Here is a 25,257-nt window from a genome sequence, read left to right on the forward strand (position 1 = left end):
ACAAAAAAGAAATCTAACAAGTTGTACATTGCTATTATAAATAGCCAAGTGTATATGCATACGGTATATTAAAATAATACATAAAAACACTCACTTCGGAAAGGAAATGATTGAAAATGATTATTTATCCGTATAAAGGCAAAGAACCTGAAATCGCCGAAAGCGCTTATATTGCTGAGAATGCTGTCGTGACAGGTGATGTCAAAATTGGCGACGAAACATCAATTTGGTTCAATTCCGTCATTCGCGGTGATGTATCCCCAACCATCATCGGGAAAAAAGTCAGTATACAGGATAACAGCGTCCTGCACCAAAGCCCAAATAATCCATTGATCATCGAGGATGAAGTAACCATTGGCCATCAGGTCATTTTACATAGCTGTAAAGTCCGTAAAGGAGCTCTGATCGGCATGGGATCGATTGTACTTGATGAAGCCGAAATCGGCGAAGGGGCCTTCATCGGTGCCGGCAGTCTCGTTCCCCAAGGTAAAGTCATTCCACCGAACATGCTGGCATTCGGACGCCCAGCTAAAGTCATTCGCGAAATCAACGAAGAAGATCGCCAGGATATGGAACGCATCGTTCGCGAATATGCCGAAAAAGGACAATACTATAAAACGGCGGAACGAATAAAGTGAATTGACTGAAAGTTACGAGTATTGTACTCAAACTCACGAGTAAACGTTCCAAATTCATGAGTAACGCTTCAACCTCACGAGTAGATGACCCAAACAAACTTGTAAACGACCTTAACTCACGAGTTTTGCACATATTTTATATTTCTTTGGGATTTCTTGAATTATTCCCGCTGAGGGTAAAATTAATCCACAAAAAAAGGTGCCCCGCAAATTGCGGGACACCTTTTTTATATGATTTACGCTTGTGCTTTTAATGTTTCTGCTTTGTCCGTACGTTCCCATGGAAGATCGACATCTGTACGGCCAAAGTGTCCGTATGCAGCTGTTTGTTTGTAGATCGGGCGACGAAGGTCAAGCATTTTGATGATGCCAGCTGGACGAAGGTCGAAGTTGGCGCGAACTAGGTCAACAAGGACTTCTTCGCTAACTGTACCAGTTCCGAACGTATCAATTGAAATCGATACAGGCTCTGCCACACCAATTGCGTATGCCAATTGAACTTCCGCTTTGTCGGCAAGGCCTGCTGCCACGATGTTTTTCGCAACGTAACGAGCAGCGTATGCAGCAGAACGGTCAACTTTAGTAGCATCCTTACCAGAGAATGCACCGCCGCCATGACGAGCGTATCCGCCGTAAGTATCAACTATGATTTTACGTCCAGTAAGACCAGCATCCCCTTGAGGTCCGCCAATTACGAAACGGCCAGTAGGGTTGATGAAGTATTTAGTTTGAGCATCGATCAATTCAGCTGGAACGACAGCTTTGATCACATGTTCTTTTAGATCTGCTTGAATTTGTTCAAGTGTAATTTCTGCATCATGCTGTGTAGAGATAACGATCGTATCTACACGTACGGGACGGTTATTCTCATCATATTCCACTGTTACCTGTGTTTTACCATCAGGGCGTAGGTAAGCAAGAGTTTCATCTTTACGAACTTGAGCCAAGCGGAATGAAAGTTTATGCGCCAATGAAATCGGAAGCGGCATAAGCTCTTCTGTTTCATTACAAGCAAATCCGAACATAAGACCTTGGTCCCCTGCACCGATTGCATCGATTTCTTCCTCAGACATGTTTCCTTCACGAGCTTCCAATGCTTTATCGACACCAGCTGCGATATCGGCAGACTGCTCATCAATGGAACTCAACACGGCACAAGTTTCAGCATCGAAACCGTATTTCGCACGTGTGTAGCCAATTCCTTTAATCGTATCACGAACGATACGCGGAATATCCACGTAAGCGGACGTTGTAATTTCACCAGCAACAAGTACAAGACCTGTTGTTACACTAGTTTCACACGCAACACGTGCATTTGCATCCTTAGCTAGGATAGCATCTAAAATGGAATCTGAAATCTGATCACAAATTTTGTCCGGATGGCCCTCTGTAACAGATTCAGAAGTAAATAGACGTTTCTTTGACATCATATTTCCTCCTTGGAAGTTAGTATGTTGTAGGCATAAGCCTGTTTTTTACGGAACTCGTTTCCCTCATTAGTTTCAACTATAGACACAGAATTACTTATAAAAAACACAAAAACCTTCCCTGGCAAATGAGGAAAGGTTTAAAATTCTGTCTTCTATCCTTTCACTCTTATCGTTCAAGGGTTTTTTACCTTGCTCAGGTTAGCACCATCACCACTATTCCTTGAAGATCTTCGCTTTATTTTCGGCGATCGATCTTGGAGTCAAGTTCAATATGGCAGGTTGCTGGGTTTCAAAGGGCCTGTCCCTCCACCAACTCGGGATAAGAGAATCCGTACAATTTAAGATATTATCGTATCTGCTTGGAATTTGTCAATGCTTTTCTAAAAAGAACATTTCCGCCCAGTATGGCGTTCATTTGAAAAACATGTTGATACAGCGTCTTAGAAGGGTTTACAATGCAAAATACGAATAGAAATGTTGAAAATTGCCATTAATAATAAGTATTAAGCAAACGAAAAACGACTTCATTGGAAATATATTGCTTACTTACTTCCTATTAAAATAAAATTGACTTCATTAAAGTATATGTGTTAAATCCTGACTCGGTTCCTGCCGGAATAAATGATTAACGCGACCAACTGAAAATAATCACAAATTAGAAGAAATAGTATAGACTATTTAAATGAATGTGTTATACTAATTGTAATCTAAAAACTTAAACAAAGGAAGGTACCTCATATATGAATTCTGTAGATGTTTCTAATGAGTTACACCAGTTATTAACAGGAAACAATGTGCAAACTCAACTTTCAGTTCCTCAATTGGTCGAAAAAGTATTAAGCAGAAATGAAGGCGTTTTAACATCAACAGGCGCAGTAAAAGCTGAAACTGGCAAATATACTGGTCGTTCACCTAAAGATAAATTTATCGTGGAAGAAGCATCCGTTAAAGATAAAATCGATTGGGGTTCAGTGAACCAGCCAATTTCCGAAGATGTGTTCAATAAACTATATAATAAAGTAGTTGACTACCTAAAAGCAAAAGAAGAGATTTTTGTTTTTAAAGGTTTCGCTGGTGCAGACGAATCATCTCGTCTTCCAATCCGTGTTGTTAATGAATATGCTTGGCATAACCTTTTCGCCCATACTTTGTTCATCCGTCCAAATGAAGAGGAACTAAGAGGTCACGAAGCTGAATTCACAATCCTTTCTGCACCTAACTTCAAAGCAGACCCAGAAGTGGACGGAACCACTTCCGAAACTTTCATCATCGTTTCATTTGAACGCCGTACCATCCTGATTGGCGGAACGGAATATGCAGGAGAAATGAAAAAATCGATCTTCTCGATCATGAACTACTTACTTCCAGAGGCTGGAATCCTTCCAATGCATTGCTCTGCTAACGTAGGACGTGAAGGGGACGTCGCTTTATTCTTCGGACTGTCCGGTACAGGCAAAACAACTTTATCAGCAGACACTAGCCGTAAACTGATTGGCGATGACGAGCACGGCTGGTCTTCTAATGGCGTATTCAACATCGAAGGCGGCTGCTATGCGAAAACGATCAATCTTTCACGTGAAAAAGAACCACAAATTTTCGATGCAATCCGTTTCGGTGCGGTATTGGAAAATGTTGTTGTTGATCCGGATACACGTGAAGCGAACTATGATGACAGTTCATTGACTGAAAACACTCGTGCTGCTTACCAAATGCAAGCGATCGATAACATCGTGAACCCAAGTATTGCAGGACATCCAAATACAATCATTTTCTTAACAGCTGATGCTTCAGGCGTTCTGCCTCCAATCAGCAAGCTTTCCAAAGAACAGGCAATGTTCCACTTCCTAAGCGGATACACTAGTAAATTGGCTGGTACTGAAAGAGGCGTAACTTCACCGGAAGCTACATTCTCCACTTGCTTCGGATCTCCATTCTTACCTCTTCCAGCTCAACGCTATGCTGAAATGCTTGGTGATAAAATTGACGAGCACAATGCAAAGGTATACCTTGTCAACACTGGATGGACTGGCGGAGCATACGGAACTGGAAGCCGTATGAAACTTGCTTACACTCGTGCAATGGTACAAGCGGCACTTGAAGGTGAATTAGCGAACATCGAAACGATCAAAGATGATATCTTCGGCTTGGATATCCCGCTTCATGTTCCTGGTGTTCCTGATGAAGTGCTTCAGCCAATCAAGACTTGGGCAGATCCTGCCGCTTATAAAGAAGCAGCAACGGACCTTGCCGCACAATTCCGTGCTAACTTCAAGAAATTCGGCAGCGTTCCAAGTGAAATCGAAGAACTTGGCGGACCGACAGCTTAATAAATTGTACACAAAAGGACCAAGCTCTTGCTTGGTCCTTTCAGTTTGTCGACAAGAAATGTCTCATCCCGAACCATGATTTCAAAACATTACTTGGTTAACCTTCATGGTTTACTTTTTGAATGGAATCCCCAGAAATTTGCTACAATCCTGCAACTGGCTATCCAAGATCCCGCTAGATACATCAGCGAGGAGTCCGAATAGTGAGGTGTAGATCGGATAAATTCGTGAACGGCCGAATAATGTGCCCTGGAGGTCGATTAACTGCAGTGAACGGCCGAATATAGTGCCCTGGAGGTCGATTAACGGCGTCTTAGGTCAATAGTTCGGTCTAGGTCGAATAACGCCGGCAACGGCCTAATATCTGGCCAGCCAAGCCCCAGCCAGATTGTTTGGCGGAAAGGAAGCTGAATTTCTGAAACCGACTGGAACGTTTCTACAGTCTGAAAGGACCAACTCTTGCATGGTCCTTATCTTCATTGGAAAAAGGGCACTGTCATAGTCAGCGCCCCTTAATCCTTATTCCAATATGGATTTTTTTGTCCAGGTTTTTTTTAAATGATCGCTTTATTCCTGGCTTTTTTCATGGACATCGTTTTGTATTGATATATATTGCCCAGGTTGGCCACCGGGACATCTGTTTTAGTTGCATCAATGCAATTGCGTGTATCCAAAATCAATTTATTTCTCATGAGATTTGATAGATTATCATAATCCATTTGTTTAAATTCATCATGGTCGGTCAGGACAAGTATCAAGTCGGCATCATTTACAGCGTCTTCCACTGATACGACTGGCATCTTTCCAGATTGGACATGCGGGTCATGCAAGGATACATCCATGTTTTCCATCCCCATCAAGATATTGACGACATCAATGGCTGGGCTTTCACGAATATCATCTACATTTCCTTTGTATGCAAGACCGAAAACAGCTACTTTTGGCTTCCGGATCCCCTCTAGCATCATCCTTACGGAATTAACGATATAATAAGGCATCGATACGTTGGTATCGCGGGCCAATTTAATGATTCTCGCTTGCTCTGGTGCCTTTGCAACGACGAAATACGGATCGACCGCTAAACAATGGCCGCCAACTCCTGGTCCTGGTTGGTGTATATTGACACGAGGGTGTTTGTTTGCCATCGATATGACATCCAAAACATTGATGTCCAGCTCGAAACAGATTTTCGTCAGCTCATTCGCAAGGGCGATATTGACATCCCTGAAGGTGTTTTCCATCAGTTTGGACATTTCAGCCGTTTTCGCATCCGTCTGAATGATCTCCCCTTGAACGAAGGTTTTGTAAACAACACTTCCTTTATATGAGCATGTTTCCGTGATGCCCCCGACGATACGGTTATTATGAACCAACTCTTCAAGAATCCTTCCAGGTAAAACGCGTTCCGGACAATGAACGAGGAAAATGTCTTTTCCGATGGTAAGGCCCGTCCTCTCAATCATCGGTTTAATATGATCATCCATGCTTCTTGGCGCTATCGTCGATTCGATAATGATGACATTCCCTTTTTTGATAAAAGGAAGAATGTTTGAGGTTGCATCCATGACATGAGTTAAATCACAGGATTGATGCATGTCCTTTTTATTTGGAGTAGGTACCGCGATGATGAAAACATCCGCATGTTCCGGGCTTAACGTAGCCCGGAACTTATTGGTAGTAAGCACTTCTTGCAATACCTCCTCCAATCCTGGTTCTTCGATATGGAGCCTGCCGCTATTCAAATTGGAAATAATCTCAGGATGGATATCCACGCCGACAACATCGACACCGTGTTTCGCAAACATTAAAGAAGTTGGAAGTCCTATATAACCAAGTCCGATTGTACAAAGTTTCATATAAACCACTCCTATCTATTTTTCTGCTACACTCAAATTTGTTAGGCTGTTTGATAGATTTCGATAAAGATTTCCTTCTCTTGTTTCCAATTGTATTTTTGTCGCGCCTTCAGGCAGTTTTGGCTCATTTCCGCCCTTTTTTCAGGATGCTTCAATAAGTAATTGACACCTTCGGCAATTGATTTTGGATCATGTGAATCGACACACACACCGATTTTTTCCGTATCGACAACCTTTTGAATTTCAGGAAAGCTGCAGGCAACCACAGGAACACCGCTCATCATGTATTCAAACAATTTATTTGAAGAAGCGGAGTAGTGATTAAAGCAGACATTATTCAATATTTGAAAACCTAAATACGCATGTTTTGTATAATGGAGCAGCTCGTCGACCGGAACCTTCGGCAGGAACTTCACACGATGCTCCAGATTCATGTCGCTTACTTTTTTCATTAATTCATCCTTGATCCTTCCATCCCCGATAAAAACTACCGTCCCGCCCTCGATCATCGGTACAGCATCAACCAATTGCTCTAACCCTCTTCCCATTTGAACGCCGCCTTGGTATAACAATATCGGTTCATTCTCTGGCAAATCGAGCAGCTCATGCAAATTCACGGCCGTACTTTCCTCAGGATTGGTTGGAATCGGGTAGTTATGGACCACCTTGGGATATAGACCATATAAGTCTTCGTTATACTTAGCTCTCGTATGGTTTTCAGCAATCATTTCATCAACGAACATTAATAGGAATTTCTCCATCATCCCGTAAATCCGGCTATTATATCCCGTCCTGCTCGTTTGTACCTCATGTGAGTCATAAATCAGCTTTTTCCTTCTCAACCATTTACTGCTGATCGCTCCCTGCAAGAGCGTATTCAAGTCATTCGAATGGTAAAAATCATATTTCCTTTTCCGGCCATGATAGATCATTTGACCAAAAATGTAGCTCCTCGTTAATAGTGTCGGCAGCTTCGTTTTAGTGATAATCACGGTGCCCATCGCTAGGAGTGCAAGGGAACCGAACAGTATTGCCGATCCCAACCAGCCGTTGATCAAGTTCAAATTCCACAACGTATTCCAGACCAATAAGGCCAATAGAACGATTTCAAACTTCTTTTTCTTCAATTTGCCTACGATCCTGAGAATCTTATGAAGCCCCTCCCAGCGGTTATTCACCCTGGTGACCGAGAAACCATTTTGGTGTTTCTCCTTTTTGGCCAAACCCTCGATTTTCCAATTATGAATGGCAATTAAATCGACTTCATAACCCGCTTCAGTAAGTGCTGTGCATTCTCTTAGAACCCTCGCATCGTTCGTAAAGTGATTCCACACGAACATACATACTTTCTTCGCCATGTTGTCCTCCACTTCCGGATTTTTCAGCCTGAGGCTTCCATCACGTTGATGAGACCTTTAATATTTTTAGACCATTGAAAATGTTGTTTAGCATACCGATGACCGTTTTCCCCCAGTTCTTCACGAAGAGCTGGATCTGAGGCCATTGTCAATATATGCTGACAGATTTCATCAACATTTCTGCTCTCTGCCACCAACCCGCATTTCGCCTCTGATAGCATCTTCTTGGCCCTGCCGTCCACATCTCCGACAATGGGTATTCCGACACACATATAATCGATGATTTTACCAGGCAGCACCTTATTGAAGACTTCTTTTTCAACCAAGCTCACATAGGCAATATGGGACGTTGAAACTTCATGAAGAGTCACTCTTCGATTCATCGCATTAATCATCTTAATATTTGTCAGCCCTCTAGAGCTTATCTCCTTCTCCACTTCGGATATCCGATATCCATATCCAATCATCGAGAATTCGATTTGTTTATGTTCCCTTAGCTTTTCAGCTACGGCTATCAGTTTTTTCAAGTCCTGGGCCAGTCCGATATTCCCCGCATAAACGACCTTGATTACCTTTTCCGATACGGGTGTAAGTAAATTCTTTAAAGTCAGCTCATCCGCAGTAAGCGAATTGGGGATGTATTGGATGGCCTCCTCCTTGACTCCCTTTGCAACGATATAATCCCTGAAACCAGGACTATTGATGATAATGAAATCTGAATGCCGATATAACTTCCTTTCCAGGAAGAAAGCGACTTTCAAAACCCACTTATTAGTAAATACTCCTACTCCTATCAACGATTCCGGCCATAAATCCCTGACATCGGTAATGAGTTTCGCCTTCATCTTTTTCTTGGCGATCAACGCCGCCAATGTCGGGAAGATCGGCGGGGTCGTGGCAAACACATAATCATATTTTTTTTCGAGACGGATGATTGTATAAATGAAAAGCCACATCGCTTCAAGATAATGAAGCAACCGCTTCCCCATATTGCTTGTATACCTCTTCACTTTGTCCGGTTTAATCCTGATGACATCCTCTTCAATGCTTTCTTCATCCCAAAACTTTGTATCTTGATATAAACTTTGATTAGGATAACTCGGCTTCAATGTGATGACCGTTACCTCAAATCCGTTTCTTTTCAAATGGAGATATATATTTTTCATTCTATTTCCCGCACTTCCGATTTCCGGATAAAAGTTTTGCACGATCATCAGGACGCTTTTCATATTCGCCTATCACCTCTATTCTGCTTTGCTTTACTTCATGCTTTATATTGTAAATGCCAGATATTAACTGAAGGTTAAAGAAATATAAAGTCCTTATTAATATTGTAAAAATTCTGTTAATTATTGTTTCATTTTCATATTTCCCATGAACTTCCCGTTATAATGGGGGAGACATTCAGAATGGGAGGAAATGAGCATGCCTAAACAACGTATTAAGGTCATGACCGTATTTGGTACAAGACCAGAGGCTATCAAAATGGCACCAGTCGTTTTGGAACTGAAAAAGCATCCAGAAGAAATAGAAACCATCGTGGTGGTCACCGCCCAGCATAGGGAAATGCTCGACCAAGTCTTGCAATGTTTTCAAATAAAGCCAGATCACGATTTGGATATGATGAAGGATAGACAAACATTAGAAGAGATAACAACTCGAGGGCTTGAAAAATTGAGTTCGCTCATGAAAGATATAAAACCGGATATCGTCCTCGTTCATGGGGATACAACGACAACTTTCATCGCAAGCTTGGCAGCTTTCTATAATAAGATACAGATTGGCCACGTTGAAGCTGGTCTCCGGACTGGTAATAAGTATTCTCCATATCCTGAAGAAATGAATAGGCAGCTGACAGGCGTCCTGGCTGATTTGCACTTTGCGCCAACAAATCAGGCGGCAGAGAATCTAATTTTGGAAAATAAAAAGAGTGATTGTATCCATATTACTGGAAATACGGCAATCGATGCGTTGAAAACAACAGTACGGAAAGATTATGAACATCCGATTCTATCTGGTTTGAATGGAGATCGTATGTTATTGATGACAGCGCACAGACGAGAAAATATCGGAAAACCAATGGAAGAAATATTCCGTTCCGTCAAACGGCTGCTGGAAGATCACACGGATATCCAAGTTGTTTTCCCGCTTCATAAAAACCCAGTAGTCCGTGAAATTGCTTACCGGATATTTGGTGAAACGGAAAGACTTCACTTAATAGAGCCGCTTGAAGTACTTGATTTTCATAATTTTGCGGCGCATGCCCATCTAATATTGACAGATTCCGGAGGGGTGCAAGAAGAAGCTCCCTCACTTGGTGTTCCTGTCCTTGTGTTACGCGATACAACAGAACGTCCGGAAGGAATCGATGCTGGTACCCTTTTATTGGCAGGAATTGAGGAAGAACGAATTTATCAATTAGCCTCAGACTTACTTACAAATGAAGAAACCTATAAAAAAATGGCGACAGCTTCCAATCCATATGGAGATGGATTCGCTTCACAGCGGATTGTCGATATCCTATTAACGCATTGCGGAATGAAATCCCCCCTTCTATTATGAAAAATAAAATAGTGAGAAAAGCCTGTCACGTAAAGCGGCAGGCTTTTTCTATTCAGTCAGATTATGAAACGGCTGCTTCCATTTTCATTAGCGAAGGATTAAAACAAAGTCCAATTTAGATTTGAAAATGTTAAATACATATGTGATAGTTTGGGTAAATCAAAGTATCATTGAAGTCAATCGTATTAGATTAAAACCTGCTTGGAGGTGTTGTAATGTTCGGGAAAGATCCCAATTGTGTTAAATGTGGTAAAGAAATTAAGGGGGACGAAGTCGTTCTTGTGAGAATGCGTTATCCGAAGCGTAAAGGGATGACTGAAATTAAAGCATATTTAAAAAATGAAGGAAGTTTCATCTGCGAAGCTTGTTTCGATAAGAAAATTTGATTTTAATTTTTTGGATGGGGAACTGAACATAACTCACAATCTAAAATGCAGCTAAGCCCCCGTGAATATAAAGGAGGATTAGATTCCCCCGTCGAATTGATAGTCATGACACGAAACAGGAGGATTAGTATGAAAAATCAAGTTACCCCCTATTTAATCTTCGATGGACAAGCAAAAGACGCATTAGCCTTTTATGCAGAGGTATTTCATGCAGAGATTACCGATATGCAAACCTACGGGGAAGCTAATTTCCCAACACCTGAAGAAGCGAATGACCTTGTCCTGCATGCCAAAATCAAAAAAGGCGATATGTTGATCATGGTATCCGATACGTTTCCAGGCAATCCCTTTGAAGCCGGGAATAATGTTGCGTTGGTCCTCGAATGTGAAAGCGACTCGGAAATCAAGCATTTATATAAGGTTATGTGTGAACAAGGATTATCCTTAATGGAACTGCAAGATACCTTTTGGGGAGCTAAGTATGGTAAGGTCAAGGATCAATTTGGCATTCACTGGGATTTGAATTTAACAAAATGAATGTAAAATGGCCGAAAATACGATTTGTATCCCCGGCCATTTTCAATATTAATCATTCGCGGAACACTCCATCAAAAAATATGAAAATAATTAAGAACATTTTTTCCAATCAATAAAAGCGTGACGCAAATGAATAATATACGGACATAGGAAGCACCTTTCTTAATGGCGAAGTTCGTTCCTACCAAAGCTCCCGCGACCATTGCAAGGCCCATCGGGATTCCATAGGCAAAATTGACGGTCCCCATAGATAAAAAAATGATAAGTGCGGCAATATTGCTTCCAAAATTCAATATTCTTGCATTCCCTGCAGCCTGGACAAAATCAAACCCAATGATCAATAATGAAAATAATAAAAAGGAACCTGTGCCTGGTCCAAGAAAACCATCATAAAAACCAATCGCAAATATTATGACTATCAAAAGAATCATTTTCTTCCTTGTCAGCCCTTTATACTTTGCATCTTTACCCCAATCCTTTTTTACCAACGTATAAATCGCGACAATGACCAGCAAGATCAAAATGAGGGGCTTCAGTATCTCTGCGGAAACGAAATGTACAATGTATGCTCCTAACGCCGCTCCAATCACGGTAATCGGAAACAGCTTGATGACGAATTTGAAATCCACTTTTCCAGCCCGAATGAATGAAATCGTACTCGTTAAAGATCCCATGGTACCCGCCAGCTTGTTAGTGGCAAGTGCCGCTGAAGGCGAAATCCCCGTGAACAATAATGCCGGAATGGAAATTAAACCGCCCCCGCCCACAACGGAATCGATGAATGCGGCAATAAAACCCGCAAGTACTAAAAATAGCAAAGTATAGAGATTGATATCCTCCATGTATTCCCCTTCTTTCAAAAGCACTATCTAAAATGCCATTACTCTTTTTCATATAACCCTTCCTCTGATATGACAATGAATCCATGCCGCCTAAGCAAAGCCGCGGTCACGCCATTCCCGACCTTCTTCTCCCCCTTGAATTCGCCATTATAAATCGGGGCACTCCCACAGGATGGACTATTTTCTTTTAAAACGACTAACGTCGCCCCTACTTCCTGGGCTTTCAATAACGTAAGATTGGCTCCCTTTATGTACAATTCCGTTACATCCCGGCCCGACTTCTCGATGATCTTCGCTTTTCCATCAAGGACATCCCCACCTTCACCGCCAACTATCTCAGCAGGCTCCCTCGGTGTCGAAAAACCGCCAAGCAACTCAGGACAAACCGCTATAGCCTTTTTCTCCCTCATTAATTCCATAATTCCATCATCCAGGCTATGTGTACCATTGTATCTTACCTCAAGACCCGCTAAACAAGCACTCACCAAAATCATCAAATCCCCCCGCCTCATGCGCTTTCCACCATTTTACCACTTAGGTTGGATTATTGGTGCAGAGGTCGAATTTGTTGATGCGTAGGTCGAATTATAAGCGTTTACGGTTGAATTGTTGGTGCGGGGGTCGAATTATGGGTGTGTACGGTCGAATTTGTTCATGCGTGGGTCGAATTTGTTGGTGCGGGGGGCGAATTATAGGCGGTTACGGTCGAATTGTTGGTGTACATCGCGAATCTTTCGCACATCTGGTCGAAATCTGCCACACAATACAAAAAAGCGCTTGCAGCGAAGACGATTCCCGGCAAGCGCTTGTCTATTTAGTTAGTAGAGTTCAGTGATAGTAGTTGGTACGTAATGATGGTCTTTTCACTGGTCCATTCAATTTTTTGGATAACGGCTGTTCCGCTTGAGTCAGATTGAATGGTTTTGCGGACATCGATTGGAATATCGATAGGGTATAATCTGTATCCAGCTTTCGACAGCCGAAAAATGTTTTCTTCTTCACGGGTTTCGTTCCCTTTTGTAACGATCATGGTATTTAGCTCCATAGGCATGCCCATGTGTATCTCCTCCTTGCCAATATACTTAGTATATACTTCATTCTATCATTATTCGGTTTTACTTTTCATCCAAGATGTTAAATCTTCGACTACTTTTCTGTTCACGGCCGGTGGGAAGTAATGTGTGAATTGAGGGAAATACCAGCTTTCGACCTCTTTGTCATGCATTTTCAACCTTTTTTCCAACCGGTACGCGTGTTCAATGGCGACATTATCATCTTTTTCACCATGAATGATCAATACGGGTACATTCAAATCTTCAATCGCAAACAATGGCGTACGGTATTCATATTGATCGGGGCATTTTTTAGGTGTACCGCCGATGACCCGCTTCATCATCCGACGCATATCGACACGTTCGACATATGTTAAAAACATATCCGACACTCCACCCCATGTAACGATCGACGCTGCATTCCTGCAGTATATCCCCGTCCAAAGCGCCATGATGCCACCACGGGAAAATCCAAGGATATGAATGTGATCCTTATTCACTCTGGGATGCTGTTCAAGAAGATTGAATCCTGATATCGCATCGAATCTATCTTCGCCTCCAAAATCCTCATCTCCCTCTCCGCCTTGATTCCCACGGTAAAAAGGGGCAAAAACGATGAAACCTTCTACGGCATACTGCACGATCCTAGCGGGCCTCACCTTGCCGACATTTTTAATACCGCCGCGTAAATATAAGAAGGCATCATGTATTTCGCCATCAACCGGTTCAGCCAGCAACCCCTTTACCTTCAGGCCTTGTGATATGTACGTAACTGAATAAAGATGGATTCGTGGATGCGGTGATGGAAACCGCCGTTTTGAAATAATCGTTCCGTTCTCCAATTTCCACTCTCCTTTCTCTTTAATCTTATTGTAAAACATCCGCTTGTTTTTATCCCCTGCGAGGCATTCACATTTTTTTCTTCCGTTCATACGATAATGTAGGCAAAATACCTATATATCAAGGAGGAAGGAATTTTGAAAAAATGGTGTAAAGCAGGTGTCGTATTTTTACTTCTGTGCATGCTGGTAATCCCGCTTGGAGCATGCGGCAACAAGGAACAGGAAACAACGAAGGTCAGGGTTGCCGAAGTAACCCGTTCCCTTTTCTATACACCTCAATATGTAGCTATTGAAAAAGGATTTTTTAAAGATGAGGGTCTCAGCATTGATTTGAAAACGACGGCAGGCGGCGACAAGACGATGACCACGCTTCTGTCCGATGGGGCGGATATTGCTCTCGTTGGCTCTGAAACATCGATTTACGTTCAGGCACAAGGTTCGAACGACCCCGTCATCAACTTCGCTCAATTAACACAGACGGATGGAACGTTTCTTGTTTCACGTGAAAAAATTGACAACTTCAATTGGGATATGCTGAAAAACTCTACATTCCTGGGCCAGCGAAAAGGCGGGATGCCGCAAATGGCCGGCGAGTTCGTATTGAAAAAACATAACATAGACCCGAAAAAAGATTTGAACCTCATCCAGAACATTGATTTTGCGAATGTCGCAACTGCCTTCGCTTCCGGAACCGGCGATTTTGTTCAACTGTTCGAACCAACGGCCAGTGTGTTTGAAAAAGAAGGAAAAGGCTATATCGTCGCTTCTTTCGGCACCGAGTCCGGGCATCTTCCCTATACAGTTTATATGGCTAAGGAAAGCTATTTGAAAGAAGACAAAGAGACTGTCGAAAAATTCACGAGGGCATTGAAGAAAGCACAGGATTGGGTTCAGGAAAATGATGCTGCCGAAATTGCCGAAGTCATTCAGCCGTACTTTGAGGATACGAATATCGAAACGATGGAAACAGTTATCAACCGCTACAAAGAACAAGGATCCTTTGCAACCGACCCCATCCTTGATGAAGAAGAATGGAACAATCTGCAAAACATCATGGATGAAGCAGGCGAGCTGCCTTCACGTATAAGCCATGAAGAGCTGGTCAATACCGATTTTGCTGAAGAAGTCACAAAATAGCTTAGCTAAAGGTAAGGAGGATGTCAGATGAGCTTTTTAAAAATCCAAGACATTCACCATACTTATTTTTCAAATCAGACGGCAGCGACCGCACTAGCGGACATTTCCCTCGACATTGAAAAAGGTGAATTCGTCTCTTTTCTAGGTCCGAGCGGCTGCGGAAAAACCACCCTGCTTTCCATCATCGCCGGGCTATTTCCACCCACTGCAGGAAAGATCCTGCTCGAAAACAAACCGCTGAAAGCCAACAGTGACCTATCAATCGGCTATATGCTGCAGCAGGATTATCTATTTCCATGGAAGACGATTGAAGAAAATATATTATTAGGATTGAAACTGATTAAAAAAGATGAAGGCCTTGAGAGAATAAAAACGCTGAAACTTTTAAGTGACGTTGGATTGGGAGGCACCGGAAAATTATATCCGCGCGAACTCTCGGGAGGAATGAGGCAAAGGGCTGCACTGGCACGGACACTGGCGGTCGACCCAAAAATCCTTTTGCTTGATGAACCGTTTTCGGCTCTTGATTACCAAACGAAGTTGAAGCTGGAAGACCTTGTTTTTGAAACCCTGAAATCCTTCGGAAAGACAGCTGTGCTCGTCACCCATGATATCGGTGAAGCCATTGCAATGAGTGACCGCATCTATCTGTTTTCCGCGAACCCGGGAAGTGTGCACAAAACCTTCAAGGTGCCCGATGAACTGCGGGAACTCACGCCTTTCCATGCACGCAACCATCCACAGTATCCGACCATATTCCAAACGATCTGGAAGGAGCTTGAGAGCCTTGAATATTGAACAGCTTCATAACCAATATAAAACCTCATTAAAAAAAGAAAACAGGCTCATTCGCTTTTATCAGATCCTGATTTTCATCGTTTTTTTCAGCAGTTGGGAACTTTTATCCAGAATGGAAGTGATCGATCCGCTCATCTTCAGCTCCCCAACTAAAGTGTGGCATCTTTTCATACAGAAATTGGGTGATGGAACACTGCTATCCCATTCCGGAGTGACCCTATTCGAGACCGTTCTCGGCTTTATCATAGGGACACTACTTGGAACGATCCTGGCATCCCTGCTATGGTGGTCGCCAAGATTATCCAAAACACTTGACCCCTATCTCGTCATTTTAAATGCCATGCCGAAAGTGGCACTCGGTCCCATCATCATCGTAGCATTCGGCCCTGGCTTTCCATCCATCATCTCGATGGGGGCGATCATCTCCATCATCATCACCACCATCGTCGTCTACACCGCATTTCGCGAAGTGGACCCGAACTACCTGAAGGTGCTCCAAACTTTTGGCGCCACGAGAACACAAGCTTTTCGGGAAGCCATATTACCCGCCTCCTTCCCAACGATCATCTCAACATTGAAAGTGAATGTCGGCCTCTCCTGGGTCGGCGTCATCGTAGGGGAATTCCTTGTTTCAGCCAAAGGACTCGGCTACCTAATCATTTATGGCTTTCAAGTCTTCAACTTCACCCTCGTAATGCTTGCCTTAATGATCATTGCCGTATTTGCCACAATCATGTATCAACTAGTCGAACTGCTCGAGAGAAAATTAATCAAAGACTAACCAAACTGCCGATAAACCTCGGCAGTTTTTCATTCATGCTAGAGGCGAAAAATGAATTTAGTTGAGTTTCGGCTGTTTACTCGTGAGTTTCGGCTGTTTACTCGTGAGTTTCGGCGATTTACTCGTGAATAAGGCTTTTACTCTTGAATTCATGCGGTTTACACGTATTCTCGGCGGTTTACTCGTGAATTTTGCCTTTTTACTCGTGAATTTCTGCTGTTTACTCGTGAGTTTAGGCCATTTACTCGTGAATTTCGGCCATTTACTCGTGAATTTTGCCTTTTTACTCGAGAATTTCGGCCATTTACTCGTGAGTACCGGCGATTCAATCGTTTCTCAGCAAAGTGCCCTCATCCAATCTTGATAAGCTCAACGGTACAATCTCATCTTTCATGATGAAGCTAAACTCCTCACCGAGTATATCCGGCAATGCTTCTAAAAAGACCGGGCCATCCGTTTCCAGGTAATTTTGTTTCTTTTCTACCCCACGCAATGCAGCATAGTATATCGATTTAACAAATGGCTTGACCGGATGATGTACCTTATATTGTCCCAAAAATTGCAGCTGGCCCACCAAGCCTCCTGTTTCTTCATACACTTCACGTATGGCTGTTTCTTCAATCGATTCCCCTGCTTCCCGTTTACCTCCAGGAAACTCCAATCCCCGTTCTCTGTGTTTGGTCAATACCCAACTGCCCTTATATCTGCAAAGTACAAAAACATGCCAAGACTCTCCAAATACAGGATTCTCGGAGAATTCAACCTTATATCCGTTCTTATCAAGAAAACGTTTCATTTTTCCCCTTCTCTCCGTATAAGAAATAATGCTATGCCCCATCATTCATTATATGGGTTTAAAAAAACACTATCCAGCAAGAATCCATCAAAAAAACGATGGACCCTCAATATTCGAGGCCATCGTCTGCTGGTTTTGCCTGTAAAATTCCCATGCTTTCTATATGCCGTCTTCCTTCTTCAGTACCCAGGGCATAAATCATCTCGTAAATTTTTTGGAGTGTTATATCCTGTTTATCATTTTCACGGTCAAAATGATATTGAAGGTATGGGACATGCGCCCGGTAAAAATTTTCTTCCCCTACTGAATAATTATAATCAAATAATTCACGTAATTTTATGATTTCATTATCTGTCGCCTCGATTTCGAAATTCCATGGAGAACTTTCCCTATCTTGTGTTATCTGCCCATTCGGAAGCCAAATGTAATATTTTTTCCTGTTTTCAGACACATCCATCCACCCTTTCCATATATCCTACGCTTATTTTTCACGTATTTCCCGACTTCATACAATGGAAAATTTTGTTTACAGAAGAACAAAGATGTTAAATAATAGATTAAAGTATCTTTCAAAGGGTAAAACATATAATAAGCCCAAGCATCCCTTAAGATTTTTATATGCACCCAGAGGTTTTTTTGATAACCTACATATAAAGAGATAACGGATTTCTAATAAATGTGAGGTGAGAGTTTTGAAGTTAATTGAAGAATTATACAATATGTACCGTGATAAGATGACTGGTGATGAAGAAGATATTGATATGCTTACTTTTGCGGTTCTGGAACAGCTTGACCGCAAGGAAATTTTCGAATTGCTTCAAGAGATGGATGATCAAGAACTGACCAATTTGATGGGCCTTTACATTATTGAAACGTTAAAAGGGAAGTTCGCTCAAAATAGTATGGACGACACGAAACCTACACATTTTCCGCCTAGGAATATTCATTAATACATACCTTCAGGTGTCCCTCTTTTGATGGATGCCTTTTTTATTGTTTTCCCCATAAAAAAAAGCCCTACCGAAGCAGGGCTTTTCCTAAATCTTAATGTCCTAAATACGCTCGCAGCATCCATGCATGTTTGTTTAAGCTTTTCTTCATGCCTGTCAGCATATCAGCCGTAACCGGATCTTCTTGTTCGGCAACTTCGATGATTTCCAGGAACTCTTCGGAAAGCTTCTCAAAATCACTGATGACGCTTTGAACCATATCTTCTGTATTTTCTTTACCTGTCGCTTCTTCGATCGTAGTTAATTCCATGTACTCTTTAAGGGTAGCAACTGGCTTTTCACCAATGGCCAATAGTCTTTCAGCCAATTCGTCATAGTTGGATGTCACTTCTTTGTATAATTCCTCCAATTTTTGGTGAAGTTCAAAGAAGTGCGGTCCATTCACGAACCAGTGGTAATTATGAATTTTCGTATAAAGAACACTGAAGTTTGCAATTTCCTTATTCACTAAAGTTCCTAATTTTTTCTGAGCCATAAATATCTACCTCCGTAAGTTGGTTATACCTTTATATTTCCCTCTATTCAAAAATTGAAACATTAACTGACTAGGTTCTTATGCTAAAATGAATCTAAATTGTGAACGTTAGGAGCTGTAAAGTATGATTACGGTTTTAGTTATCTCCATCATTGTGATTCTGATTGTATTGGCATTATCGGTCCTAACAATCGGAAAAGGTTATAGCTACAAGCATACAGTGGATCCCGTCGAACCTTTGCCCGAGGATGAGGGAAAAAAAGAAGAACCCGAAAAATGAAAAAAGTTCCTGTCACAAATAGACAGGAACTTTTTTTATTAACCAAAAACTTTATGAAGATCTTCTTTATCTTGTGCAAGCCAGAAATTCATCAATTTCTTAGCTCCTTCAAGATCATGCAATTTTGCTTGGCCGCATTGTTTTTCGTTTGCAGCAGGAATTTCGGTAATTGTAACGGCATCCTTGAATGTATCTTCAAGAACATCGATGATTTCCGTCACTGTCGGCTCGCCGCTTACCACAAGGTAATATCCTGTTTGACATCCCATTGGCGAAATGTCGATGATATCAAAGTGATCGTAGCGCTCGGAATGCTTACGGATATTGAATGCAAGCAAGTGTTCCAGGGTATGGATCGTATCCGGCTTCATCGCTTGTTTATTCGGCTGGCAAAAACGGATATCAAATTTATTAACAACACCGTCTGTTCCTACCTTATGGACACCGCAATGTCTAACATATGGGGCTTTAACAGCGTTATGATCTAATTCAAAGCTTTCAACTGAAGGCATTTAATTCACTCCTTAATTGTATGTCATCTCTATTTTACCTTGAATAACAATATATTTCATCCTTTAAAATTAATTCTCATTATATCAATCGGATTACCAATATGCTCATTCCTTTTTTACCCTTATTGGAAATTTAGAAAATATGCTATAATTGAGGATAGTCAAATTACTCGAAAAGAGCTGAAAGCATCGTGTTGAAAAAATTATTAATGGGAATCATCCGTTTTTACCAAGTTTCTATTTCTCCATTAAAACCGCCCACCTGCCGTTTTTACCCAACTTGTTCCCATTATGGTTTGGAAGCGATCAATCGTTTCGGACCTATAAAAGGAAGCTGGTTAGCACTCATCCGGATTCTTAAATGTCATCCGTTTCATCCAGGGGGCATTGACCTTGTTCCCGAAAAAAAAGAAAAAAGTGAGGACCAATAGAAAAAAACCTTGCTTTCTTTTGCAATCTTTTGTATCATACAGAAGTCAAATCGTAATCATTTCGTTTTTACCACATAAAATCCAAATCGTAATCAATACGAATTATAAAGGAGCATTTCATATGAAAATTCGAGCATTGCTCTCACTTTTCCTTGTTACTGCGGTATTTCTGTCAGCCTGCGGCAACTCAAAGGGAGAATCGAGTAAAGAAGAAACCAAGGATGCCTTGGATATATATACGACGGTTTACCCTTTACAATACTTCACGGAGGCCATTGGCGGGGAGTACGTGAATGTCGAGACCGTTTATCCTCCCGGAACGGATGAACACTCATTCGAACCCTCTCAAAAAGATATTGTGAAAATGGCTGAGTCAGACCTGTTTTTCTATATTGGCTATAATCTTGAAGGCTTTGTAACCAAAGCTGAACCAATTCTAAGCAAAGAAGGCGTCAGCACAATTGCGGTGGGCGAAACGGTTCATCTTGATGAAGAAGAGCATGGACACGAAGAGAAACATGCACATGAAGACGAACATGCACATGAAGAAGACGGTCATGACCATGGGGGCGTTAATCCGCATTTGTGGTTAGATCCCGTCTATTCCATTGACATGGCTAAAACCATCAAGGACGAATTAACGAAAAAAATGCCGGAACAGGAAGAATATTTCAACAGCCAATTCAATGAGCTTTCCGAAAAGCTTGAGGCACTTGATGAAAAATTCGAGACGACGATCGAGTCGGGCCGTACCAATAAAATCATCGTTTCCCATTCTGCATATGGGTATTGGGAGGAACGCTACGGATTGGAACAAATTGGCGTGACAGGACTTACGTCATCAAACGAACCTTCTCAAAAGGAACTGGGGAAAATCGTAACCATGGCTGAAGAAGAAGACTTGAACTACGTCATCTTTGAACAGAATATCAGTTCTAAACTAACCGAAATCATCCAAAAGGAAATGGGAGCGAAATCACTTGAGCTCCATAACCTTTCAGTGTTGACGGATAAAGATATCGAAGCCGGCGAAGATTACTTCAGTTTAATGGAAAAGAACATCAAGACACTGCAAACTGCATTGCAATAGACGAGAAAGAAGCGGATCCCTATTGGATCCGCTTCTTTTTTGTACCTCGGTACTATAAAGAGTTCTTTTTCGTTTTGTCAGCTTTCAGCAAAAATACCTGCCCTTATTTGAGTTGGAGTTTCGGTTCTAGACAAAGCAAATTGATTGCCGATAGCCAATTTATGGAATAATTAAATTTAAGCTTAGAGAGGGAAAAATATGAAAAAGATCATAAATGGAAGTTTAACGTTTCTACTCCTATCGATGCTAATTGCTTGCACGGATGAAAAAGATGATTATGCTATAATTCATCCGAATCTTTTGCCTAGTGAGGGTCATAAGTATTCGCTCCAAGCCGTTGGTAAAGAAATTACATTTGATTTAGAGAGTAATATCACCAATGTGGGCCCAATTACAAATTGTAGCATCTTACAAGTCATTGAATGAGCAATATCCAAAACTTGAATTAAAGAAAGAACCTGCATTCACCGTGTTTGATGAAAATGGTTTGGTTTTAAAAACATATGATTATGAAGAGATGATTGATTTTTTACAAAATCCAGACAAGTAATTCTATCGGGAACGATAAAGAAGAAGGGAACCCCTTTCAATGGGATTCCCTTACGTTAGTTATTCCTTTAAATGTTTCTCACGAATCTTTTCCATTTTCGTCATCAATTCGGTTCCAATCGTTGGTTCGAAATCCGGATAAATGACAGTCATCTCATCCATCCATTCTTTCTTTTCTTCATCTGACAGTGTATAGATGTCGATATTCGATTTTTGCTGGATTTCCCGAAGCTGTTCCTGATTTAATTCATTTGATTTGATCCATAGCCATTTCGTTGTATCATCCATCGCCCTTTGGATTTGCTGCTGAATATCCAAAGGGAGTTTGTTCCAAAACTGTTTGTTTATCATGACTACATACCCTAAATAGCCATGATCACTGATCGTTAAATATTTTTGCACCTCATATAATTTCTTGGAATAGATATTCGAAATCGTATTTTCCTGGCTGTCCGTTTCATTGATTTCAAGGCTTTTAAACGTTTCATTAAACTCCAGCTCAGAAGTTGTCGCCCCAAAATGCTTGAATTGGCTTTCCAATACTGCACTTGGCATGATTCTAAAATTCTTTCCGGCAAAATCACTTGGATGCCGTATCGGTTTATTGCTTGTCATCTGTTTATAGTTATTCGACCAAAATGCAAGTCCCTCGATATCGATGGTATTCAGCTGCTTTAGCAGCTCTTCCCCCACTTCCCCATTCAACGCTTCCTGCAAGGCAGCGTCCGTTGGAAAGACGTAAGGGAGGTCCAATAGCATCCATTTCTTTGATATGCTCGTAATTTTAGATGTAGTCGGTGCAATCATCTGCACCTTGTTTTCTTGTAATGCTTCGATTTCTTCATGATCACTATATAATGACTGATTAGGATAAACTTCAATTTTGACACGATGACCTGTATATTCATCGACCAGTTTGGCAAATCGGTTCGCCGCTAGCCCTTTAGGTGTATTTTCGGCAACGACATGACTGAACTTAATCACGATTTGATCCTTCATCCCGACCTGCTCCTCATCCTTCGGCAAATTGAAACCGAAGCTTGTAAAGAACGATTGAAACGATATATACACGGCTATCAACAGCCCCAAACCAATTAATAAGAAGTACCCCCATAATGCACGCATACCGACAACTCCTCACCGCTCACTTCACATTATCACTATTCTATCACAGCTTTTTCCTGTCGTAATACAATGCGCGAAAAATAGCGAAAAGTGATAGAAATTCTGTTACTATAAAGTATAGAAGTAATGGAGGAAAAACAATGGATAAATCCTTTCATATGCCCATTCAAATTAAAATCACCCTGCTATCATTTGTAATCGTCGCGTTTTCGATACTAATAGGCGGGATTTTTATATTCGGAAATATCGTTTCGGTCAGGGAGGATGAAATCGGCAAACGATCCATGATCACTGCCCATACCATCGCCGAACTCCCTGAAGTACAAAAATTGGTCCGTGAGCCTGAAGGATGGACGCAGCTTAATCCGATTATTGAAAACTTAAGGAAAATCCATCAAGCGGATTATATAGTTGTACTCAACAATCAGCATATACGCTATTCCCACCCGGTGTTCAGTCAATTGGGGACCCCATCTAGCAGCAGCGACGAAAGCGCTGCGTTCGCTGAACACGAATACCTTTCAAAGGCTGCTGGTGAACTTGGCATTTCTGTCCGCGCCTTTGTCCCGATCCTTGATAGAGATAGAGAGCAAATCGGCGTCGTACTGGTTGGGAATATCTTGCCTACGATACCGGAATTAATCAAGGACTTGAAAGGCGAAATCGCGATTATCCTGGTCCTTACACTTCTATTCGGTGTATGCGGCTCATGGCTCATGGCAAGAAGGATAAAAAAAGAGACCTTCCAACTTGAACCCCATGAAATTTCACGGATGTTAGTTGAAAGGACAGCCGCTTTCAATGCCATGCATGAAGGGGTGATCGCCATAGATAATAATCAGACAATCACGATTTTCAATGAAAAGGCTAAGCAAATATTCAATATTAACGGTGCGGTCATTGGCAAGAATATCAATGATATTATACATGATACCCGTCTCCCGGAAGTGCTTGACCGGACATCTCCCATCTTCAATCAGGAAATCTCCGTTCAAAACAGGAATATTGTAAGCAACCGGGTACCAATAAAGATTGCGGATAAAACGATTGGTGCCGTGGCCATATTCCAGGATCGCACCGATGTGACGAAGCTAGCTGAAGAGTTGACTAGTGTCAAAGCATTCGTTGAAGCCCTGCGAGTTCAAAACCATGAACATATGAACAAACTTCATACGATAGCAGGATTGATCCAGCTAGGCAATCTTGACGAAGCGCTGCATTACATTTTTCAGATTACGGAAGAACAAGAGGAATTGACCAGGTTTTTAACGAAGCACATTCACGATGATAATTTAGTGGGGCTGATATTAAGTAAGATCTCCTTGGGTAGGGAACTCGGAATCGAGCTCATCATGGACAAGCACACGAAATTGGACCGCTTCCCCGCTGATTTGGATCATCACGATTTTGTTTTGATAATCGGAAACCTGATCGAAAACTCATTCGCAGCGCTAAAGCATTGTTCAGAGGAAACAAAACAGGTTTATCTATCCATCTACCAGGATGACCGTCATTGTCAAATCGTGCTTGAGGATAATGGACCCGGCATTCCAGAGGACATTCATAAAGATATATTCGAGTATGGTTTTACAACAAAGGGTGCGGAAGGATCAGGAATTGGTCTTTATCTAATAGACCAAATTGTAAAAAAAGCGAACGGCGAAATGAAATTCACGACACGCCCTGACGAAGGAACAAGCTTTTTTCTTTCTTTTCCGATGCACGATATAGAGGAGAACCAAAATGACTAACGAAATTCGTGTACTTTTAATTGAAGACGACCCAATGGTCCAAGAGGTCAACAAACAGTTCATCGAGCGCCTGCCTGCCTTTAAAGTCGTTGATACAGCTTCAAATGGGCTTGAAGGGCTGGAAAAAATCAAGCAGTCTAAACCCGACCTTGTCATTTTGGACATCTTCATGCCATCTTTAAACGGGGTTGATACGCTTTATCAAATCAGAAAAGAGCAAATGGATGTGGATGTCATCATCATTTCAGCGGCAAATGATCAGAAAACGATTCGAAAAATGATACAGAACGGGGCTTTTGACTATTTAATCAAGCCATTTAAATTCGATAGGCTAAAACATACTCTGGAGCAATACTTTGCTTTTCGGATGGAGGTTGAACCTGACCATCAAATTTCTCAAAATCAGCTCGACCGAATCCTCTTTCAAAATAAAACACAATCTGAAGCGAGTCCGAAATATGATGTTCCGAAAGGATTGAATGGCGCGACTCTTGAGCAAGTGACGAAGTTCATTAAGACCCAGCCTGGTTCACTATCTGCAGAAGAAGTGGCTGATGGGATTGGAATCGCCAGAGTTACAGCAAGGCGCTATCTTGAATACTTGCATGGCGAAGAAGTCCTTCAGCTTGACGTACAATATGGCAGCATAGGCCGTCCAGTCAATAGATACCGGCTTAAAAAACCATAAAACG

At 41.7% G+C, this 25,257-nt stretch carries 28 protein-coding genes and 1 riboswitch; of the genes, 15 read left to right on the top strand and 13 right to left on the bottom strand.

Going from position 1 to position 25,257, the window contains the following annotated elements:
* Positions 1-119: 119 nt before the first annotated feature.
* Positions 120-638, top strand: coding sequence for a gamma carbonic anhydrase (locus ABC374_RS22250; RefSeq protein WP_350302963.1), 519 nt, complete (start codon positions 120-122; stop codon positions 636-638).
* 236 nt (positions 639-874) lie between these two features.
* Here ABC374_RS22250 and metK read toward each other — a convergent pair whose 3' ends face one another.
* Complete coding sequence (gene metK / locus ABC374_RS22255) at positions 875-2,068, bottom strand: methionine adenosyltransferase (RefSeq protein ID WP_241594195.1); 1,194 nt, start codon at positions 2,066-2,068, stop codon at positions 875-877.
* 163 nt (positions 2,069-2,231) lie between these two features.
* Positions 2,232-2,394, bottom strand: a riboswitch (SAM riboswitch).
* Positions 2,395-2,808: 414 nt separating this feature from the next.
* Here metK and pckA point away from each other — a divergent pair.
* A complete protein-coding gene (pckA, locus tag ABC374_RS22260; RefSeq protein WP_101225563.1) occupies positions 2,809-4,395 on the top strand; it encodes a phosphoenolpyruvate carboxykinase (ATP) in 1,587 nt (528 codons plus the stop codon).
* Between the two features lie 554 nt (positions 4,396-4,949).
* On the opposite strand, the gene ABC374_RS22265 is transcribed toward pckA, so the two are convergent.
* Genes ABC374_RS22265 through ABC374_RS22275 form a run of 3 tightly spaced genes read right to left on the bottom strand, consistent with a single transcriptional unit; the run spans position 4,950 to position 8,838 of the window.
* Positions 4,950-6,251: a nucleotide sugar dehydrogenase gene (locus ABC374_RS22265; RefSeq protein WP_413019803.1), complete on the bottom strand. Its 1,302-nt coding sequence runs from the start codon at positions 6,249-6,251 to the stop codon at positions 4,950-4,952.
* A 41-nt stretch (positions 6,252-6,292) separates the two neighbouring features.
* A complete protein-coding gene (locus tag ABC374_RS22270) occupies positions 6,293-7,609 on the bottom strand; it encodes a glycosyltransferase (RefSeq protein WP_413019804.1) in 1,317 nt (438 codons plus the stop codon).
* A 23-nt stretch (positions 7,610-7,632) separates the two neighbouring features.
* On the bottom strand, positions 7,633-8,838 hold the full coding sequence (locus ABC374_RS22275) for a glycosyltransferase family 4 protein (protein WP_350300360.1): 1,206 nt from the start codon (positions 8,836-8,838) through the stop codon (positions 7,633-7,635).
* A 196-nt stretch (positions 8,839-9,034) separates the two neighbouring features.
* Here ABC374_RS22275 and wecB point away from each other — a divergent pair, with 196 nt between their 5' ends.
* From wecB to ABC374_RS22290, 3 genes are all read left to right on the top strand, one after another.
* The gene (gene wecB / locus ABC374_RS22280; RefSeq protein ID WP_413019805.1) at positions 9,035-10,171 is read left to right on the top strand and encodes a non-hydrolyzing UDP-N-acetylglucosamine 2-epimerase; all 1,137 of its coding nucleotides are present in this window, start codon (positions 9,035-9,037) and stop codon (positions 10,169-10,171) included.
* A gap of 215 nt (positions 10,172-10,386) precedes the next feature.
* Positions 10,387-10,557 carry a Fe3+ hydroxamate ABC transporter substrate-binding protein gene (locus ABC374_RS22285; protein WP_413019806.1) on the top strand — a complete coding sequence of 57 codons (171 nt, stop codon included), beginning with the start codon at positions 10,387-10,389 and terminating at the stop codon, positions 10,555-10,557.
* A 129-nt stretch (positions 10,558-10,686) separates the two neighbouring features.
* The gene (locus ABC374_RS22290; protein WP_413019807.1) at positions 10,687-11,094 is read left to right on the top strand and encodes a VOC family protein; all 408 of its coding nucleotides are present in this window, start codon (positions 10,687-10,689) and stop codon (positions 11,092-11,094) included.
* A gap of 71 nt (positions 11,095-11,165) precedes the next feature.
* On the opposite strand, the gene ABC374_RS22295 is transcribed toward ABC374_RS22290, so the two are convergent.
* From ABC374_RS22295 to ABC374_RS22310, 4 genes are all read right to left on the bottom strand, one after another.
* Entirely contained in the window at positions 11,166-11,936 is a 771-nt protein-coding gene (locus ABC374_RS22295) for a sulfite exporter TauE/SafE family protein (protein ID WP_350300363.1), read from the bottom strand.
* 38 nt (positions 11,937-11,974) lie between these two features.
* On the bottom strand, positions 11,975-12,430 hold the full coding sequence (locus ABC374_RS22300) for a 2-thiouracil desulfurase family protein (RefSeq protein ID WP_413019808.1): 456 nt from the start codon (positions 12,428-12,430) through the stop codon (positions 11,975-11,977).
* Positions 12,431-12,750: 320 nt separating this feature from the next.
* Positions 12,751-12,993, bottom strand: a complete 243-nt coding sequence (locus tag ABC374_RS22305; protein ID WP_101225571.1) for a DUF2584 domain-containing protein — start codon at positions 12,991-12,993, stop codon at positions 12,751-12,753.
* A gap of 48 nt (positions 12,994-13,041) precedes the next feature.
* Positions 13,042-13,830: an alpha/beta hydrolase family protein gene (locus ABC374_RS22310; RefSeq protein ID WP_241594698.1), complete on the bottom strand. Its 789-nt coding sequence runs from the start codon at positions 13,828-13,830 to the stop codon at positions 13,042-13,044.
* 135 nt (positions 13,831-13,965) lie between these two features.
* On the opposite strand from ABC374_RS22310, the gene ABC374_RS22315 reads away from it, so the two are divergent.
* From ABC374_RS22315 to ABC374_RS22325, 3 genes are read left to right on the top strand one after another with little or no spacing between them, the layout of a single operon-like run.
* On the top strand, positions 13,966-14,967 hold the full coding sequence (locus ABC374_RS22315) for an ABC transporter substrate-binding protein (RefSeq protein WP_402906582.1): 1,002 nt from the start codon (positions 13,966-13,968) through the stop codon (positions 14,965-14,967).
* A gap of 27 nt (positions 14,968-14,994) precedes the next feature.
* A complete protein-coding gene (locus tag ABC374_RS22320; RefSeq protein ID WP_413019809.1) occupies positions 14,995-15,765 on the top strand; it encodes an ABC transporter ATP-binding protein in 771 nt (256 codons plus the stop codon).
* Positions 15,755-16,546 carry an ABC transporter permease gene (locus ABC374_RS22325; protein WP_230160637.1) on the top strand — a complete coding sequence of 264 codons (792 nt, stop codon included), beginning with the start codon at positions 15,755-15,757 and terminating at the stop codon, positions 16,544-16,546. Before ABC374_RS22320 ends, ABC374_RS22325 begins: the two co-directional genes overlap by 11 nt.
* 325 nt (positions 16,547-16,871) lie before the next feature.
* Here ABC374_RS22325 and ytkD read toward each other — a convergent pair whose 3' ends face one another.
* Both ytkD and ABC374_RS22335 read right to left on the bottom strand, forming a co-directional pair.
* Positions 16,872-17,342 (bottom strand): RNA deprotection pyrophosphohydrolase, encoded by a 471-nt coding sequence (gene ytkD / locus ABC374_RS22330; RefSeq protein ID WP_413019810.1) that lies wholly within the window; start codon positions 17,340-17,342, stop codon positions 16,872-16,874.
* Between the two features lie 106 nt (positions 17,343-17,448).
* On the bottom strand, positions 17,449-17,799 hold the full coding sequence (locus ABC374_RS22335; protein WP_413019811.1) for a hydrolase: 351 nt from the start codon (positions 17,797-17,799) through the stop codon (positions 17,449-17,451).
* A gap of 226 nt (positions 17,800-18,025) precedes the next feature.
* On the opposite strand from ABC374_RS22335, the gene ABC374_RS22340 reads away from it, so the two are divergent.
* Positions 18,026-18,292, top strand: a complete 267-nt coding sequence (locus ABC374_RS22340; RefSeq protein WP_396020578.1) for a DUF6154 family protein — start codon at positions 18,026-18,028, stop codon at positions 18,290-18,292.
* Between the two features lie 94 nt (positions 18,293-18,386).
* Here ABC374_RS22340 and ABC374_RS22345 read toward each other — a convergent pair whose 3' ends face one another.
* Positions 18,387-18,827: a Dps family protein gene (locus tag ABC374_RS22345; protein WP_413019812.1), complete on the bottom strand. Its 441-nt coding sequence runs from the start codon at positions 18,825-18,827 to the stop codon at positions 18,387-18,389.
* Positions 18,828-18,951: 124 nt separating this feature from the next.
* Between ABC374_RS22345 and ytzI the strand changes: the two genes are divergently transcribed.
* Positions 18,952-19,107 (top strand): YtzI protein, encoded by a 156-nt coding sequence (ytzI, locus tag ABC374_RS22350; protein WP_101225577.1) that lies wholly within the window; start codon positions 18,952-18,954, stop codon positions 19,105-19,107.
* A 38-nt stretch (positions 19,108-19,145) separates the two neighbouring features.
* Here the strand turns inward: ytzI and ABC374_RS22355 are convergent, their stop codons facing one another.
* Positions 19,146-19,619, bottom strand: a complete 474-nt coding sequence (locus tag ABC374_RS22355; protein ID WP_137019600.1) for an S-ribosylhomocysteine lyase — start codon at positions 19,617-19,619, stop codon at positions 19,146-19,148.
* A gap of 209 nt (positions 19,620-19,828) precedes the next feature.
* Between ABC374_RS22355 and yidD the strand changes: the two genes are divergently transcribed.
* The 3 genes from yidD to ABC374_RS22370 all read left to right on the top strand — a co-directional run bounded on the left by yidD (position 19,829) and on the right by ABC374_RS22370 (position 21,690).
* Positions 19,829-20,050, top strand: coding sequence for a membrane protein insertion efficiency factor YidD (gene yidD / locus ABC374_RS22360; protein ID WP_413020423.1), 222 nt, complete (start codon positions 19,829-19,831; stop codon positions 20,048-20,050).
* A 121-nt stretch (positions 20,051-20,171) separates the two neighbouring features.
* Positions 20,172-21,140 (top strand): metal ABC transporter solute-binding protein, Zn/Mn family, encoded by a 969-nt coding sequence (locus ABC374_RS22365; RefSeq protein WP_413019813.1) that lies wholly within the window; start codon positions 20,172-20,174, stop codon positions 21,138-21,140.
* A gap of 379 nt (positions 21,141-21,519) precedes the next feature.
* A complete protein-coding gene (locus ABC374_RS22370) occupies positions 21,520-21,690 on the top strand; it encodes a hypothetical protein (RefSeq protein WP_413019814.1) in 171 nt (56 codons plus the stop codon).
* Positions 21,691-21,749: 59 nt separating this feature from the next.
* Here the strand turns inward: ABC374_RS22370 and ABC374_RS22375 are convergent, their stop codons facing one another.
* On the bottom strand, positions 21,750-22,814 hold the full coding sequence (locus ABC374_RS22375; RefSeq protein ID WP_413019815.1) for a DctP family TRAP transporter solute-binding subunit: 1,065 nt from the start codon (positions 22,812-22,814) through the stop codon (positions 21,750-21,752).
* Positions 22,815-22,954: 140 nt separating this feature from the next.
* Here ABC374_RS22375 and ABC374_RS22380 point away from each other — a divergent pair, with 140 nt between their 5' ends.
* Together ABC374_RS22380 and ABC374_RS22385 are read left to right on the top strand one after the other, a co-directional pair.
* A complete protein-coding gene (locus tag ABC374_RS22380; protein ID WP_350300371.1) occupies positions 22,955-24,565 on the top strand; it encodes an ATP-binding protein in 1,611 nt (536 codons plus the stop codon).
* Positions 24,558-25,253 carry a response regulator gene (locus tag ABC374_RS22385; RefSeq protein WP_413019816.1) on the top strand — a complete coding sequence of 232 codons (696 nt, stop codon included), beginning with the start codon at positions 24,558-24,560 and terminating at the stop codon, positions 25,251-25,253. Before ABC374_RS22380 ends, ABC374_RS22385 begins: the two co-directional genes overlap by 8 nt.
* Positions 25,254-25,257 lie beyond the last annotated feature (4 nt).

It is taken from the genome of Peribacillus phoenicis (assembly GCF_047238085.1).
Lineage (GTDB): Bacteria > Bacillota > Bacilli > Bacillales > DSM-1321 > Peribacillus.

Excerpts from the sequence above, each read along its gene's own strand:
- ytzI (WP_101225577.1), top strand. The coding sequence starts at position 18,952 with ATGATTACGGTTTTAGTTATCTCCATCATTGTGATTCTGATTGTATTG.
- ABC374_RS22300 (WP_413019808.1), bottom strand. The coding sequence starts at position 12,430 with ATGATTTTGGTGAGTGCTTGTTTAGCGGGTCTTGAGGTAAGATACAAT.
- ABC374_RS22295 (WP_350300363.1), bottom strand. The coding sequence starts at position 11,936 with ATGGAGGATATCAATCTCTATACTTTGCTATTTTTAGTACTTGCGGGT.
- ytkD (WP_413019810.1), bottom strand. The coding sequence starts at position 17,342 with ATGAAACGTTTTCTTGATAAGAACGGATATAAGGTTGAATTCTCCGAG.
- ABC374_RS22265 (WP_413019803.1), bottom strand. The coding sequence starts at position 6,251 with ATGAAACTTTGTACAATCGGACTTGGTTATATAGGACTTCCAACTTCT.
- ABC374_RS22370 (WP_413019814.1), top strand. The coding sequence starts at position 21,520 with ATGTGGGCCCAATTACAAATTGTAGCATCTTACAAGTCATTGAATGAG.
- ABC374_RS22365 (WP_413019813.1), top strand. The coding sequence starts at position 20,172 with ATGAAAATTCGAGCATTGCTCTCACTTTTCCTTGTTACTGCGGTATTT.
- ABC374_RS22285 (WP_413019806.1), top strand. The coding sequence starts at position 10,387 with ATGTTCGGGAAAGATCCCAATTGTGTTAAATGTGGTAAAGAAATTAAG.
- pckA (WP_101225563.1), top strand. The coding sequence starts at position 2,809 with ATGAATTCTGTAGATGTTTCTAATGAGTTACACCAGTTATTAACAGGA.
- ABC374_RS22385 (WP_413019816.1), top strand. The coding sequence starts at position 24,558 with ATGACTAACGAAATTCGTGTACTTTTAATTGAAGACGACCCAATGGTC.
- ABC374_RS22275 (WP_350300360.1), bottom strand. The coding sequence starts at position 8,838 with ATGAAAAGCGTCCTGATGATCGTGCAAAACTTTTATCCGGAAATCGGA.
- ABC374_RS22335 (WP_413019811.1), bottom strand. The coding sequence starts at position 17,799 with ATGGATGTGTCTGAAAACAGGAAAAAATATTACATTTGGCTTCCGAAT.
- ABC374_RS22355 (WP_137019600.1), bottom strand. The coding sequence starts at position 19,619 with ATGCCTTCAGTTGAAAGCTTTGAATTAGATCATAACGCTGTTAAAGCC.
- ABC374_RS22345 (WP_413019812.1), bottom strand. The coding sequence starts at position 18,827 with ATGGCTCAGAAAAAATTAGGAACTTTAGTGAATAAGGAAATTGCAAAC.
- yidD (WP_413020423.1), top strand. The coding sequence starts at position 19,829 with ATGGGAATCATCCGTTTTTACCAAGTTTCTATTTCTCCATTAAAACCG.
- ABC374_RS22380 (WP_350300371.1), top strand. The coding sequence starts at position 22,955 with ATGGATAAATCCTTTCATATGCCCATTCAAATTAAAATCACCCTGCTA.
- metK (WP_241594195.1), bottom strand. The coding sequence starts at position 2,068 with ATGATGTCAAAGAAACGTCTATTTACTTCTGAATCTGTTACAGAGGGC.
- ABC374_RS22270 (WP_413019804.1), bottom strand. The coding sequence starts at position 7,609 with ATGGCGAAGAAAGTATGTATGTTCGTGTGGAATCACTTTACGAACGAT.
- ABC374_RS22305 (WP_101225571.1), bottom strand. The coding sequence starts at position 12,993 with ATGGGCATGCCTATGGAGCTAAATACCATGATCGTTACAAAAGGGAAC.
- ABC374_RS22320 (WP_413019809.1), top strand. The coding sequence starts at position 14,995 with ATGAGCTTTTTAAAAATCCAAGACATTCACCATACTTATTTTTCAAAT.
- wecB (WP_413019805.1), top strand. The coding sequence starts at position 9,035 with ATGCCTAAACAACGTATTAAGGTCATGACCGTATTTGGTACAAGACCA.
- ABC374_RS22290 (WP_413019807.1), top strand. The coding sequence starts at position 10,687 with ATGAAAAATCAAGTTACCCCCTATTTAATCTTCGATGGACAAGCAAAA.
- ABC374_RS22375 (WP_413019815.1), bottom strand. The coding sequence starts at position 22,814 with ATGCGTGCATTATGGGGGTACTTCTTATTAATTGGTTTGGGGCTGTTG.